This is a genomic window from Acinetobacter sp. AOR18_HL, assembly GCF_027855145.1.
GTDB lineage: Bacteria > Pseudomonadota > Gammaproteobacteria > Pseudomonadales > Moraxellaceae > Acinetobacter > Acinetobacter pittii.
Window position 1 is genome coordinate 48877 of record NZ_JAKTIG010000082.1, and the last position, 15372, is coordinate 64248.

General features: G+C 39.9%; 16 protein-coding genes. 11 read left to right on the top strand and 5 right to left on the bottom strand.

Going from position 1 to position 15372, the window contains the following annotated elements:
* Positions 1-92 precede the first annotated feature (92 nt).
* Entirely contained in the window at positions 93-2261 is a 2169-nt protein-coding gene (locus MKL51_RS19970) for a phosphocholine-specific phospholipase C (RefSeq protein WP_017482362.1), read from the bottom strand.
* Positions 2262-2301: 40 nt separating this feature from the next.
* Here MKL51_RS19970 and MKL51_RS19975 point away from each other — a divergent pair, with 40 nt between their 5' ends.
* On the top strand, positions 2302-2439 hold the full coding sequence (locus MKL51_RS19975) for a hypothetical protein (protein ID WP_001176441.1): 138 nt from the start codon (positions 2302-2304) through the stop codon (positions 2437-2439).
* A 111-nt stretch (positions 2440-2550) separates the two neighbouring features.
* On the opposite strand, the gene rph is transcribed toward MKL51_RS19975, so the two are convergent.
* From rph to MKL51_RS19990, 3 genes are all read right to left on the bottom strand, one after another.
* Entirely contained in the window at positions 2551-3267 is a 717-nt protein-coding gene (gene rph, locus MKL51_RS19980; protein ID WP_002120794.1) for a ribonuclease PH, read from the bottom strand.
* Positions 3268-3426: 159 nt separating this feature from the next.
* Positions 3427-4569, bottom strand: coding sequence for a fatty acid desaturase family protein (locus tag MKL51_RS19985; protein ID WP_080591783.1), 1143 nt, complete (start codon positions 4567-4569; stop codon positions 3427-3429).
* Positions 4570-4599: 30 nt separating this feature from the next.
* On the bottom strand, positions 4600-5625 hold the full coding sequence (locus MKL51_RS19990) for a ferredoxin reductase (RefSeq protein WP_017482363.1): 1026 nt from the start codon (positions 5623-5625) through the stop codon (positions 4600-4602).
* 173 nt (positions 5626-5798) lie between these two features.
* On the opposite strand from MKL51_RS19990, the gene MKL51_RS19995 reads away from it, so the two are divergent.
* Positions 5799-6437: a TetR family transcriptional regulator gene (locus MKL51_RS19995; RefSeq protein ID WP_002120796.1), complete on the top strand. Its 639-nt coding sequence runs from the start codon at positions 5799-5801 to the stop codon at positions 6435-6437.
* Between the two features lie 138 nt (positions 6438-6575).
* Positions 6576-7223, top strand: coding sequence for a TetR/AcrR family transcriptional regulator (locus tag MKL51_RS20000; protein WP_002120773.1), 648 nt, complete (start codon positions 6576-6578; stop codon positions 7221-7223).
* Positions 7224-7312: 89 nt separating this feature from the next.
* On the opposite strand, the gene MKL51_RS20005 is transcribed toward MKL51_RS20000, so the two are convergent.
* Positions 7313-7930 (bottom strand): thiol:disulfide interchange protein DsbA/DsbL, encoded by a 618-nt coding sequence (locus MKL51_RS20005; protein WP_005804825.1) that lies wholly within the window; start codon positions 7928-7930, stop codon positions 7313-7315.
* A gap of 180 nt (positions 7931-8110) precedes the next feature.
* On the opposite strand from MKL51_RS20005, the gene ubiG reads away from it, so the two are divergent.
* The 8 genes from ubiG to MKL51_RS20045 all read left to right on the top strand — a co-directional run bounded on the left by ubiG (position 8111) and on the right by MKL51_RS20045 (position 15370).
* A complete protein-coding gene (ubiG, locus tag MKL51_RS20010; protein WP_005804826.1) occupies positions 8111-8824 on the top strand; it encodes a bifunctional 2-polyprenyl-6-hydroxyphenol methylase/3-demethylubiquinol 3-O-methyltransferase UbiG in 714 nt (237 codons plus the stop codon).
* Positions 8821-9522, top strand: a complete 702-nt coding sequence (locus MKL51_RS20015) for an HAD family hydrolase (protein WP_080613005.1) — start codon at positions 8821-8823, stop codon at positions 9520-9522. The genes ubiG and MKL51_RS20015 overlap by 4 nt, the downstream gene beginning before the upstream one ends.
* 68 nt (positions 9523-9590) lie before the next feature.
* Complete coding sequence (locus MKL51_RS20020; RefSeq protein ID WP_002120710.1) at positions 9591-10337, top strand: YciK family oxidoreductase; 747 nt, start codon at positions 9591-9593, stop codon at positions 10335-10337.
* A gap of 216 nt (positions 10338-10553) precedes the next feature.
* On the top strand, positions 10554-10967 hold the full coding sequence (locus MKL51_RS20025; protein ID WP_009387402.1) for an RcnB family protein: 414 nt from the start codon (positions 10554-10556) through the stop codon (positions 10965-10967).
* A 240-nt stretch (positions 10968-11207) separates the two neighbouring features.
* Entirely contained in the window at positions 11208-11537 is a 330-nt protein-coding gene (locus tag MKL51_RS20030) for an RcnB family protein (protein WP_017482365.1), read from the top strand.
* 119 nt (positions 11538-11656) lie between these two features.
* Positions 11657-13012: an amino-acid N-acetyltransferase gene (argA, locus tag MKL51_RS20035; RefSeq protein ID WP_017482366.1), complete on the top strand. Its 1356-nt coding sequence runs from the start codon at positions 11657-11659 to the stop codon at positions 13010-13012.
* A gap of 334 nt (positions 13013-13346) precedes the next feature.
* Positions 13347-14315: a sulfonate ABC transporter substrate-binding protein gene (locus MKL51_RS20040; RefSeq protein WP_017482367.1), complete on the top strand. Its 969-nt coding sequence runs from the start codon at positions 13347-13349 to the stop codon at positions 14313-14315.
* Between the two features lie 71 nt (positions 14316-14386).
* Positions 14387-15370 (top strand): sulfonate ABC transporter substrate-binding protein, encoded by a 984-nt coding sequence (locus MKL51_RS20045; RefSeq protein WP_001164677.1) that lies wholly within the window; start codon positions 14387-14389, stop codon positions 15368-15370.
* Positions 15371-15372: the final 2 nt, after the last annotated feature.

The following is a 15372-nucleotide window of genomic DNA, read 5'->3' on the forward strand; positions in this document are numbered from 1 at the left end:
TGGATGAATAAACGATAAGACTCCGTCGTGCTAACTAATTTAAAATAATTATTAACTAAGACTTCAGCTTAATATTCATGCATTACAGCAACTTAAGACTCTAAATATCCCATATATGGATCAGAAATTGAATCTTCTTGAGTTTCTATACGTCCTGCAAAACGGCGACTAAACGTCGCATCTTCCGCTAATGTCACCGTAAAATCATACCAACCACCAAATTCAGACATATCCCAAACCAGTTCTTTTTCAGAACTATTGGTTTCTATCGCCCATGTCTTGTTTGGCAGATAAGCATTTGCCTTGACAGTGAGCTTGACTGACTTATTACCATCATGACGCACTTTTAAATATAAATTCGCATCACACTCTTCCACACATACTCTAATTTCCGGTAATGCTTGAGTCTGATTAGCTTGACTTAAATTACCTTTAAACGCACGGTGAAAACCATTTGGTCCAAGTACCCATAAATCATACTGTCCATTGATAGTATTCCACACGTCATCAAGCTGTTTGCCCGCCTCAACCATATAACGGCGTGGAATTGCCGTAAGATCTAATCGGTTATAGACATGGAAAACGGCTGCCTGTTTACCCGTATTGGAGAACATCAGTTTAACCGTTTTTTGAGTGGCATCGACTTTGGCACTGGTGTGCAAAATATAAGGTAAAGCACGCGATGGTCGAATTCCCATTTCCTGCTGAGGAAATTGTTGCTGGCTCGGAACAGGAACTTGGGGCAATAAAGCTTGAGCGACACGAATCGCATCGGCTTCGGCTTTGGTTTTCTTCCCATCTAGTTCAGCAACAGGCAAAAGATTCGGTGTTTTAAAATTAAATGCCGTTGTTAAATCACCACATACAGCACGGCGGTATGGGCTAATGTTAGGTTCTTGCACACCAAAACGTTTTTCTAAGAATTGTAAAATAGAAGTATGATCAAAGACTTGAGAATTTACCCATCCTCCACGGCTCCACGGCGAAATCACATACATTGGAACGCGTACACCCGGACCATACACTCGACCATCTGGCTTAGGTTGAGATTTTGAAGTCGCTACTGCTGGATGGTTAAAGTACTCATAAGACACTTGTTGGTCCGTTAAAGTGGTTTTTCCATATACAACACCGTTTATATCTTTAGAAGGTGCACTTGGTGAAGGAACATGGTCAAAGAAACCGTCATTTTCATCGAAGTTCACCAATAAAACGGTTTGGCTCCACACTTGAGGGTTTTCAGTTAATGCATTTAATACTTCCTGAATATACCAAGCGCCTTGTACAGGACTAGATGGCCCCGGATGTTCACTGTAAGTTGCAGGAGCAACTAACCAACTCACTTGCGGTAATTTACCCTGCGCAATATCAGCTTTAAAAGTTCCTAGAAAACCACCGTCTGGCATGGTATTGGCAATACCTTTGTAAAGTGGTTGAGTCGCATCAATCTTTTCATCATATGCTGGACACGTTAGTGTGTCGTTACTGACAGGTTGACCAGATTGCTCATTTGCACGGCGATACTGTTTGAAACCAGCTAACGGGTTATCGGTAAAGTTATCTGGCATGTTTTGATAAACTTTCCATGTCACGCCAGCCTGCTGTAAACGCTCAGGATATGTCGTCCATTCATAACCTTCTGTCGATGGTCCAATTCCATCAAATTCGTTGACCACACTGGCAACACCTGCGCCTGTAGGTCCATTGGTTCCCGTCCAGATAAATTTACGGTTCGGGTTAGTTCCTGCATGCATGGCACAGTGGTAAGCATCACAAATCGTAAAAGCATTCGCTAAAGCAAATTGATATTCAACCTCTTGCTTTTTGTAATAGCCCATCGACTGCGGTTTTTTATATGCCACCCAATCACTCATACGACCGTTGTCCCAAGCTGCTTGTCCATCAGACCATGAGTGAGGTGTACCCGAAACACGCTGAGCATTTCCTAAGCGGCTATCTAAATGGTATGGCAATACTTTCTTTTTATTAGCATCATATTGTTCCCAAACCTTTCGGCCTTCTGTCATAGGAATGGTAAAACGGTCACCGAAACCACGTACACCTTTGAGTGTTCCAAAATAATTATCAAATGAACGGTTTTCCTGAGTCAAAATCACAATGTGTTTAACATCTTGAATAGTTCCACTTTCAACTTTGGCGTCAATTGCTAACGCTTTTTGAATACTCAGCGGGAAACTCGCCAAAGCAGCGGTCCCAAACATTGTTTTTGTAGAATTTAAAAGAAATTCGCGACGATTCATTAGTTCTATCCTGAGTTCTTATTATGGTGCACAGTGCATTTTGCAATTACTGGTAGGCGGTGTTGTTGGCGATGAATTATCTGAGTCGTTATCATCGTTACAAGCACTGAGCATGAGTGCTAAAGATGTAATTAATAAAATTGAAAGTTTTCGCATTGGTTTTTCCCAAACGGTTTAAATGCGAACTACTAATAAAGCGTAAAAGTGACAGGCAAGTGATGTTTTTATGTCGATTTGATGAAGGTATAAAAAAACGCATCCGAAGATGCGTTTTTCAGAAAGCGTAAAATTACCAGCCTAAAGCTTCTTGTTGCTTTTTAATGAGCTCAGCAATCCCTTTTTCAGCCATTTCTAACATGGCATTGCTTTGAGCGCGGGTAAACGGTTTGTCTTCGGCAGTACCTTGAATTTCAATAAACTCGCCCGCTTGTGTCATTACTACATTTAAGTCAGTTTGACAGTTCGAGTCTTCTTCATAGCAAAGATCAAGCAACACTTCGTCTTGATACATACCGACAGAAATTGCAGCAACCAGCCCTTTAAGCGGATCATGCTTAATTTTCTTTTGAGACAATAGAACATTCATCGCATCAACCAATGCTACAGCAGCACCAGTGATTGAAGCAGTACGCGTACCACCATCAGCCTGAATGACATCACAGTCGATAGTAATCGTGTTTTCACCAAGCTTTTTCAAATCAACCATCGCACGTAAGCTACGGCCAATCAAACGTTGGATTTCTTGAGTACGACCAGTTTGTTTGCCACGAGCCGCTTCACGGTCACAACGTGAATGGGTTGAACGTGGTAACATGCCATATTCCGCCGTTACCCAGCCTTGGCCTTGGCCTTTTAAAAAGCGTGGCACTGAGTTATCAATGCTTGCAGTACAAAGGACTTTGGTGTGACCAAATTCGACCAGCACAGAACCTTCAGCATAACGGGTGTAGTTTCGTGTAATTTTCACTTCACGTAATTGGTCTAATGCACGTTGGTCAATACGCATAATCCTTCCTAACTTCTCTTAAATACAAACTTGGGCATAGTATAGCAAAGGATTTTGACAGGTTGAGTTTATTCCCTACTTTCAAATGTAAGTCTGCAATTTTTATAATTCAGAAATAAAAATAGCCCCTAAAAAGGAGCTATTTTGAATTAACTGAGATTATGCAAATTTAAATTTTGCTTTTAACTTTTCTAATGTCTGCATTACTTTTCCAGTGGTATGGTTTGGCAGTGAACATTTCGCTAAACGTACCCATACACTCCAGAACTGGCGCATAAAGTTCGCCTCGTTATAGTGAATGCCATATTCTGCGCAAAGTGCCTTAATTTTCGGTGCTACTTCTTTATAGCGGTTAGCTGGCATATCTGGAAATAAATGATGCTCAATCTGATGGCTTAAGTTACCACTCATAAAATGTAGCCATTCTGTACCACTAAAATTACTTGAACCACGAATCTGGCGTAAGTACCACTCGGCCTTAGTTTCGGTATCAGTATTATCAGGCTCAAACGTTTCTGCATCTTCAGTAAAGTGACCATTAAAAATCACCGCAGATGACCACAAGTTACGAATAATATTCGCAACTACATTTCCTGCAAAAACTGGTAAAAACATAGGGCCAGAGATCACAGGGAAAAACACATAGTCTTTTAAAACTTGGCGTGTGGCTTTTTTACGGACTTTAGCCGAATCTTTCCAAACCTGTTTCCAGCTCTTGGTTTTATAAACTAATGCATCTTCAAGATGTAAGTTTTGCACGCCTACATACCACTCAAAGAAAAACATTAATTGTAGACCGAGGGGAATATTAAACAGATGGCGGGGTTCCCACTTCTGTTGATCACTTACTCGCAAAATGCCATAACCGACATCATGGTCTTTACCGACAATATTGGTATAGGTGTGGTGCACATAGTTATGTGTTTCACGCCAGTCATCACCCGATGCAATAGTATCCCAATCGTAAGTATTACCGTTCAGACTTGGTTCATTTAACCAGTCAAACTGACCGTGCATGACGTTATGACCAAGTTCCATGTTTTCTACAATTTTAGAAATACCTAATAAGCCTGTGCCTAGTAGCCAGACTGGCGGAATCCAACCACCAAACATCAACATGCCACGCGATGCGATTTCGGTATATCGAACAAAATTACGTACTTTGTAGATATATTTTGCATCTTGCTCACCAAGACTTTGCATAACGTCTTGACGAATCTGCTCAACACGGCGACCAAACTCTTCAGTCTGTTCAGGTGTTAAATGAGCAGATTTAGAAACAGTAGAAAATTCTAATGCCATATTCATAAGGTTAATCCTCTTTAATTCTTTTTATAGATCAATTGTGACTGGGCTTAATGCCTGGCTCACGCATAGTTTAATTGGGCGGTTCGGTTGATCTTCAATTTCACCAGTTAACAGGTTTTGAGTAACTCCGCTTACCTTGGTACAGCTGCATTTATTGCAGACACCCATACGGCAACCATGTTGTGGGCGTAAACCAGCTTGCTCTGCACTGCTCAGTAAATTTGTTTCAGCTAAAAACTCGTGTTGAGCACGGCGGAAAATAACAGGCTGTGCTACATGTGTACCAGTCACTTGAAGTGGCTGAAAATACTCTTGATGAAGCTGCGACTGAGCACCTTTTTGTGCATAAATTTCATTGGCTTGCTGCATCATGCCATGATGACCACAAACATAAGTTGCTGTTTGCTCAAAATCTGGAACCAGCTTTTGCAGTAAGCTTTCAGTTAAATGCTGTTTTTGCTCGGTGGTATTAAAAAAGTGATATTGAAGCTGTGGGTGCTGTTCTGCCAAAACTTTTAATTCAGCATGAAAAATTTCCGCACGATTAAAATAAATGACATGAATTTGTTCAAGTTGCTGTTTTAAAGCTTGCTGCAAGAGTGAATAAATTGCAGTTATACCACTTCCTGACGCAATCAAAATCGCAGGATGCTGACCTTGGTGCAAAATAAAATCACCTTGTGGCTGTGAAATCTCAACACACTCACCCACATGTAATAGTTGAGCTGCACGAGACACCAAACCTTGTACTTTAATACCTAAAGCGATTTCACCCTGAGTAGTCACTTCAATAATTGAATAACTACGCTGTTGGTAAACGCCATCGATGAGCAAAGTCAGCAGAATACTTTGACCTGCGCGGACCTGATCGAAATTAAAATTACGATTCGGTTTAAGCTTGATAAGCACCATATCGGTATGAAGTGGCTGAACTGCAGTAACTTCTGCAAGTACCCTTTTCCACGCCCAAGTCACGTTAATTTTCTGCAAGACAAAATCAACGAAATCTTCTCGAACCCAATGTGGCTGATAACTAAGTGTTGCGTTCATACGTTCCTCTTTTGTATCTGGCTATTTATTTGAGTGAACACATGTTCGTATAGTGAACATATGTACACTATATTTATAACTGTTCACTCAGTCAACACTTGTTCACTATTTTTTTTATGAAAGTTTGCTCTTTTTTGTTAGACTTTGGCTCACGGTTTAAATAGGTTCTTTTAATGTCGATACGGGATGAACGAAAACAGCAAAGTCGTCAGGCACTTCTCGATGCAGCCTTGCATCTAAGCACGTCTGGGCGTTCGTTCAGTAGTATCAGTTTGCGTGAAGTTGCACGTGAAGTAGGTTTAGTACCGACAGCGTTCTACCGTCATTTTCAGGACATGGATGAACTCGGCAAAGAACTGGTTGACCAAGTTGCCCTACATTTAAAAAGCGTTTTACATCAATTAGGTCAAAGTTATTTACAACATAAATCTGCTAAAACCCAAACCAGTATTGAGCTATTTGTGCAGGCGGTGAATCATAGCCCTAAGCAATGGCAATTTATGATTGCTGAACGTTGGGGAGGCTCAGAAACGGTTCGTGCAGCAATTGCCCGAGAAATCGAATTTCTGATTGAAGATCTAACAACTGATCTTACGAAACTCGAAAATTTTAAACATATTCAAAATCCTCAAGACTTAAATGTCTTATCTACCATTTTGACTAATATGTCATTTACATGGGCAATGACGTGGCTCAACCTATCGAAACAATATCAAGGTGAACAGCTCAAGCTGCAACAAACTGCTTTTATTGAAAATGCTTCTACACAAGTTCGCCTACTCTTTAGAGGGATTGCAAACTGGGAACGGTAGAAGCGGCAAATGACAAAAAACAGGTTATGTGGTAATACGTAAAGAGAGAAAGAAAAAGGCTAAAAATTTCGAGAAAAGTCTTTTTCTTTTTTACAGGAAGTAAACTATTAGTTAGGCCAAACTGGTGTGGGAATACCTATGAATCTTGATCGTCATACACAGTTTTTGATGCGTAAAGAAAAAATTCTGAGCGTGGCAGAAAAGTTGTTATTAGAAAACAATCAGGAAATTACTCTAGATGAGTTAGTGGCCGAGCTAGATATTGCTAAAGGCACACTTTATAAGCATTTTAGAAGTAAAAATGAGCTTCTACTTGAGCTCATTATTCAAAATGAAAAGCAAATTTTAGAAATTTCTAAAAAATATAATACAGATTTTAAAGAATATGCTCCTCATTACATGCTTCATCATTTACTTGCACCAGGGAAAACGATTCTATTGCATCAACTTGAAGAAAATCTGACGATGACAGAGTCTAAGTTGAAGCATCTTTTCGAAGAGCTTTATGAAATTCGTCAACAGCGTATTTTAGCAATTAAAGATATTACCGAAAATTATTTAAAATCATTGAATTATGATATGTCGATTCGTGACTATTTGTCTTATATCTGGTCACTGACTTATGGTGCATCACTGCTTTTAAATTCTACGTATTACCAGCGTTCGATTGGTTCTCGCCAAAAATTAATTAATTTATATATTAATCAGGCATTATCACTGCCGACTCAAACAGCTAATTTTGATGTTTTAAATTTTCAGATTGAAGATGAAAATCAGCAAAATTAATTGAATTATTTCGTGATAATTAACGATAAATTAAATATAAAAATGGGCTTCACATGAAGCCCATTTTTTTGAAGTAAAGCCTAAACAACTTATTTTGCTTTACGTTCTTTCTCAATTAAATAATTAAGAACTTGAGTGACTTTACCATCTTCACCCTGCACGACATATTTACCATTCACGACAACTGCAGGTACGCCTGTTAATTGGTATTGTTGAGCAAGTTTATTTGACTCGGCAACTTTTGCAGTCACAGCAAATGAGTTGTAAGTACTATTAAATTTCTGCTCAGGTACGCCATAACGAGTAAAGAATTTCGCAGCAGAAGCCTGATCAAAAATTTGTTGACCGTTCACCTGAATCGCATGGAATAGTGGTAAATGCGTGCGTTTACGTACACCTAATGCCTCAGATGTATAATACGTACGCGCCCCTTGTTCCCACATTTTATTCATTGCAGCTGGTGTACGTACAAAACGTACATCTTTAGGAATCTGTTTTAACCACGTTTGCATATGCGGTTCAAGTTTAAAACAGTGTGGGCATCCATACCAAAAGAACTCTCGAACCTCGATTTTCCCCGGAACTTCCACTTTGCCTGGATTGGCAATCACGGTGTAGTCTTTACCAGCAACAAAATCTGCTGCCATTGCACCACCCGATACGGCCATAATTGCTGCACTCAAACCACCCAAAACCAATTTTTTCATTGCTACAGCTTTTCCTCTAAGTTGTTATGCATTAGCTTATGCCCTAAATATAAAACAAATATGCTAAATTCGTTTTGCTTCTGTGAAGTTTTTTATTGGGTTTATCGCTTTTTTCCCAATAATCGCTACACTAACGGCGAACTACATCCAAAAAGATAACTCAAGTTTAGAGGTAGCACCATGTCGCAATTGAATGTTGATTTACAAGAAATCGCAAAGTTTGAAGCACTTGCTGCCAAATGGTGGGATCAACATTCTGAATTTCGCCCACTTCACCAGATCAATCCACTACGTCTTAACTGGATTGATGAACGTGCAGGCGGTCTCGCTGGTAAAAAAGTACTTGATGTTGGCTGTGGGGGCGGTATCTTGGCCGAAAGCATGGCACGTCGTGGCGCGGATGTATTAGGCATCGATATGGGTGAAGCACCTCTAGCTGTTGGCCGTTTACATGCTCAGCAAGAAAATGTTCAAAATATTGAATATCGTCAAATTCCTGTAGAGGAATTAGCACAAGAACAGGCTGGTCAATATGACGTGGTGACTTGTATGGAAATGATGGAACACGTTCCAGATCCGGCATCTATTGTAAAAGCTTGTCAGGCTCTGGTTAAACCGGGCGGCCATGTGTTCTTCTCGACCATTAACCGTAACCCAAAATCTTATTTATTTGCCATTATTGGTGCAGAGTACGTACTACGCATGTTGCCAAAAGGTACGCATGATTATCATAAATTTATTCGACCATCTGAAATGGCACATGATATTCGTAATGCAGGCCTTACGTTAAAAGAAATGACTGGACTACATTACAACCCACTGACCAAGCATTACTGGTTAGCGCCAAATGTTGACGTTAACTATATGGTTCATACGATTAATACAGGTGCATGATGAAAGCTGTTTTATTTGATTTAGACGGTACGCTTATCGATACAGCTGCGGATTTCATTCGTATTATTCAGCAAATGTGCCGTGATGCAAGACGCCCTGTTGTAGAAGCCGATCTTATTCGCACTCAGGTTTCTGAAGGTGCACGTGCGATGGTGAAATTAGTCTATCCAGAGTTGGATGTAGCCAATCCAATTTTCTTGGCACATCGTCAAAACTTTTTAGATATTTACGGCAATAATATTGTGGTTGATACAGACCTGTTTGAAGGCATGTATCCACTTTTAGAAGAGTTAGAAGCTCAGCAAATTCCATGGGGTATTGTGACCAATAAACCACGCGGATTAAGTGAATCTCTTTTAGAAAAGTTAAATCTGACCGAACGCTGTGCAGTTTTGGTATGTCCTGAAGATGTCAGTAAAACCAAGCCAGATCCAGAACCAATGTATTTGGCCGCTAATCAGTTGAATATCCCAGCAAATGAAATTATCTATGTGGGTGACCATCCACGTGATATTGATGCTGGTCGCAATGCCGATATGTATACCATCTTGGCAGCTTATGGCTATTTACCTATCGAACACCGTGATGATTTAGCATCATGGCAGGCCGATTCGATTGTAAATACAGTGACAGAATTACACGATATGTTACGTCAAAAGCTTCCTGCTCTACAGGAAAATCAGCGTATGATAAGTTAACATCAGAGTTTTATAGACTTTTTTAACGGCTATTCGTTTTATCAATATAAAAAGAAGGAGGTTTACCAATGAAATATTCAGAATACCAACCTCGTCCGGATCTACTCAAAGATCGAATTATTTTAATTACTGGTGCTGGTGATGGAATTGGGCGAGCTGCGGCTCTAAGTTATGCCCTACATGGTGCAACCGTTGTCCTACATGGTAGAACCTTAAATAAACTTGAAGTTATTTATGATGAAATTGAGAGTCTAGGTGCACCTCAACCCGCGATTTTACCGCTACAGCTTTCAAGTGCCTCTGACCGTGATTATGACTTTTTAGTCGATACGCTCGAAAAGCAGTTTGGACGTCTAGACGGTATTTTGCATAATGCCGGTATTTTAGGTGAACGTGTAGAGTTAGCACATTATCCTACAGAAGTATGGGATGATGTGATGGCAGTTAACCTACGTGCTCCGTTTGCCCTCACTCAAGCCTTATTACCACTTTTGCAAAAGTCAGAAAACGCCTCTGTTGTATTTACCAGTTCAGGTGTAGGCCGTGAAGCACGTGCTTTGTGGGGCGCATATTCTGTCTCAAAAATTGCAATTGAAGCAGTAAGTAAAATTTTTGCAGCAGAGAATACTTATCCAAATATCCGCTTTAACTGCATTAATCCAGGTGCAACACGTACTGCAATGCGTGCGAAAGCCTACCCACAAGAAGATCCGAAAACACTACCTACACCAGAGTCTATCTTGCCTGCTTACCTCTATTTAATGGGTGAAGACAGCTTGGCACTCAATGGTCAAAGTATTGATGCGCAGGATTAAAAAGTTAAAGATGAAAAAGCTAAATTAAATTACGGCCAATCATCAAATCTGGCTTGCCTATACCTGAAAAGATATACAAGCCTTTTTTATTATTGATAAAAACTCTTGATCTATCCGTAATTTTAATTGAACCATTAAATGATCTTCACAGTTTCTCTGCATTTTGCGCGTAGAGTATTCAACATGAGAGACATCAGATGTAAACGAGGATGCATCATGAAAAAGTTGTTCACCATCTTAGCCCTTTGCATAACCGTACTAACCACCAGTATGGCGAGCTTTGCTGATCCTCCTTTTGACCGAGGCCATGGTCCCAAAGGACCTAAAGGTGGAGGGCCACGCGGTGAGTGGAATGATCGTGGGCCAGGATTTGGACGTGATCATGATGAAGATCGTATCCGTGACGAACGCCGTATGCGCGAAGAACGTGGCTTTGAACGCTTAAAACAACATCGCTGGCAGCCTGGCTATGTTATGCCACAGCACTATCGTGGTAATGGCTATAAAGTCGACTATAAAGACAGTAACTTGCCGAAACCAGGCCGTAATCAGCAATGGTACAAAATCAACAATGACTATATTTTAGTCGACACAGACTCTAATAGCATTGTGAGTATTCGTGGTTTTTAAGGCGATAGGCCCTCGCTATCGCTGAGTAAAAAAGGATAAAGCCTTTGGGTTTTATCCTTTTTTATTGTTTATCTATCTTAAAAATACAAGCTTTTTTATATTTTCACTTTAGATATTTTCTTAATTTCTTCTTATTTCACAATTAGTTTTCACATTTATTCTTCTTAGCCTCCACGATTTATCTGCAATTGTTCACTAATCTTTAGTTATTGAAATTTAACTCATCATTCGAGGTTTACAATGAAAAAATTAACAACAGCGATTGTTCTTTCACTTAGTGGCTTAGTTGCAACAACAGCAATGGCAGCACCAAATGATCATAATCATCATGGCAACTATCAAAACCATGAAGTAAAAACAGTTAAAGTGATTAAAAAAGACGACCATCGTAATGCGTGGAGAGTAGGTCAGGTTGTACCGCATGAGTATCGACATTCACGTTACGTGATCGACTATCGTCAACACCAAAAATTGACTAAACCGGGTCGTTATCAAAAATGGTATAAAGTGAACGGAAATTACGTATTAGTGAATGAACAAAGTCATAAAATCATTAGAGTTGTTCACTAATCAAAAAAATTTAAACACCCAAATTTCAATTTAGGTGTTTTTTTATCTAAAACATGCGGCTTTAGTCTTTTTTGTTTAGAATCATCTTTATATCTTTTTGCTGTTGATTCGAGATCGGTATGCCAAGTAAGCCTGAAAGTAAGTCGCATAATAACACCCAGCATTATGTACACTGGTTTCGACACTCAGCGCCCTACATTAATGCTCACCGCGATAAAACTTTTGTATTGATGTTTGGTGGTGAAGCAGTCCGACATCCTAATTTCGAACATATCATTCACGATATTGCTTTATTACATTCTCTTGGCATCCGCTTAATCTTAGTTCATGGCGCACGTCCACAAATTAATCAAAATCTTAAAGAAAAAGGAATCGAAACTCCTTTTTATGACAACAGCCGTATTACCACACGTGAATCTTTAAGCTGTGTCATGAGTGCTGTAGGTTCTATTCGGCTTGAAATTGAAGCATTACTTTCTATGGGCTTAGCAAACTCGCCAATGTACGGCGCTCGCATAGATGTGGTATCAGGTAATTTTGTGACTGCTAAACCTTATGGTATTCGTGATGGCATGGATTTCCAGCTCACAGGTGAAGTTCGTTCTATCGATACCGATGCGATTGATCGACACCTCGACAACCATAATATTGTACTGCTAGGACCAACAGGTTACTCCACTACAGGTGAGGTATTTAACTTAAGAGCTGAAGAAGTCGCAACTAAAACAGCAACTTACTTAAAAGCAGATAAACTCATTTTTCTAGGTGAGCAACAAGGATTGCTGAATGAAGATGAGCAAATATTACGTGAATTAAGCCCACATCAACTGGACTACTATATTCAACAATACCAAACCATTAGCCCAACACTTACTTTACATTTGCAACAAGCAAAAAAAGCGTCTTTATCAGGCGTACACCGTGTTCACCTCATATCTTATGCCTATGATGGTGCACTAATTGAAGAGCTGTTCACTCGTGATGGTGTTGGTACCATGATTACCGATGCGCATTATGAAGAAGTTCGCATGGCCAACATTCAAGATGTGGGCGGTTTAATGAATTTATTACGTCCATTAGAAGAAGAAGGTATCTTGGTTTATCGTTCACGTGAACGTTTAGAGCAAGAGATTAGCCAGTTCGCTGTTATCGAACGCGATGGTACGATTCTAGCGTGTGCTGCACTTTATCCAATTCCAACAGAATTTAATGAAACACGTTCAGCAGAAATTGCCTGCGTCGCAGTACATCCAAGTTATCGTAAATCGAACCGTGGCAGCCAAATTTTGCAATTCCTTGAAGAAAAAGCAAAAGAACAAGGTATTCGTCAATTATTTGTTTTAACGACTCGGACAGCTCACTGGTTTTTGGAGCATGGTTTTCATCAAGTTACTGTTGATGACTTACCCAATGCTCGTCAGGCACTCTATAACTATCAAAGAAATTCTTTAGTCTTTAAAAAACCACTTCCTTAGCCTTTGCTATTTTTAAGATATTCTTATTTCAGATAAGCTTAGTTCAAAAAATACAACCGTAAACACGATTAATTTATGGTTGTACTTTTTTTAAAATCTATTTTTTTAAGATTTTAATATTTTTTATTTTATTTACATCAACTTACTCGCAATTCATTAAATATATTTCTATTAGATAAATCATTTTTTCGCATAAGTTTATAGCCTATTGTGTTTAGCTTTTTTTTACATAAATAAAGACCGAATACTTATTTTTTCTGAAATAAAAATCCATTTAGGGTATCTGCTCATCCAATTATTTTTTCTTTTTCTCTTTCGGGGAGCACGAAATCTCATGGCACTTTTCAACACCACTTCATGGGCAAAATATTCAGTCATCGCGGCCAGCCTTGCAGGAGTGATGATGTTAAGTGGTTGTGCCAAAAAAGAGGAACAAGCCACCACAACTTTAAATATTGGCTACCAAAAATATGGGATTCTTCCTATTTTAAAGGCTCGTGGTGACTTAGAAAAAGCATTAAAAGAACAAGGCGTGCAAGTGAAATGGGTTGAGTTCCCTGCTGGCCCTCAATTGCTTGAAGGTTTAAACGTAGGAAGTGTTTCACTCGGTGAAGCAGGTGAAGCACCACCGATCTTTGCTCAGGCTGCCAATCCAAATTTAGTCTATGTCGCAAACCAACCTGCTGCGCCAAAAGCTGAAGCACTATTGGTACAAAAAGACTCTCCCATCCAATCTATTAAAGATTTAAAAGGCAAACGTGTTGCTCTTAACAAAGGCTCGAATGTTCATTATCTATTGTTAAAAGTTTTAGAAGCCAACAACTTAAGCTTAAGTGATATTCAACCAGTTTATTTACCGCCATCAGACGCTCGTGCTGCCTTTGAAAAAGGTGCTGTCGATGCATGGGTGATTTGGGACCCGTTCTTTGCAGCGGCTGAACATCAAATTCAGGCCCGAGTTTTAGCAACAGGCGAAAACTTGGTGAGTAATCATCAGTTCTATTTAGCTGACCGTAAATTTGCAGAAAATAATCCGAAAGTACTCAACATTGTTGTACAGACACTTAACCAGACCACTGAGTGGGTAAGTTCACATCAGGATAAAGCTGCCAAGTTACTCGAAAAACCTACCGCACTTGAGTTTGATGTACTCAAAACTTCCATTTCACGTATGGGTTTTGGAGTTCAGCCAATATCTGACAAGGTAGCCCAAGAACAACAATATGTAGCTGATGCCTTCTACGCGCAAAAGCTCATTCCCAACAAGCTCACCATTCAAGAAGCCATTTTAAAACTGAAATAAACCCAGCTTGGGCACAGCTTAAATAACGATATAAATGCTGTGCCTTGTGTTAAGGGAACAAGGATATCAATATGCAACATCAGTCATTATTTAATAAGAGTCAGTGGACTCAGTTAGTTAAGCGCTTTAGCGCGGTCGCTGTATTAGGTTTAACAATCGCAGCACCTGCTTGGGCAATTGACCCAACAGTGAAAGAACTTCGTATTGGTTTTCAAAAAAGTTCGATTAACTTCGCGATTGCCAAACAGCAAAAACTATTTGAACAAGAATTTCCAAATGCCAAAATCACTTGGAATGAGTTCCCCGCTGGCCCTCAAATTTTAGAAGCCTTAGCTGTTGGCTCACTCGATGTTGGCGTTACTGGAGACACGCCCCCGGTCTACGCTCAAGCCGCTGGCAAGCCTTTATATTACATTGCTTATGAAGCAGCCAAGCCATTGGCCTCAGCAATTTTAGTTCCCAAAAACTCACAACTAAAACAGCTTAAGGACCTAAAAGGTAAACGTATTGCCCTACAGAAAGGTTCTAGCTCACATTACCTACTTGTACAGGCCGTACGTAAAGCAGGCTTAAAATGGAGCGACATTACCCCAATTTGGCTCACACCTGCCGATGCTCGCGCTGCATTCCAAAAGGGTGCTGTTGATGCATGGGCAATATGGGATCCGTACTACGCTTCAGCACAACTAGAAGACCAAGCTCGTGTTCTTGCATCTGGTAAAGGCCTAAGCCCGAACTATACCTTTTACTTAGCCGCTCCAAATTTTGTTAAGCAATATCCAAAAGCTGTTCCAGGACTCATCAAGCAGATCAATCAAGCTGACAAATGGGTCCAAAGCCATCAAGCAGAAACTGCAAGTGCGATTGGCCAAAGCACAGGCCTAAAACCTGCGACCAGTGACTTATTTATTAAACGCCGTCCACGTCCATCATCGGCAGCTCCACTTAACAGCAAAGTCATTGCTGAACAACAGCAGCTTGCAGACATCTTTACTCAACAAGGCATCATCCCTAAACCAATCAGCATTAAACAAGCTGTTTGGGGTGCCAAGTAATT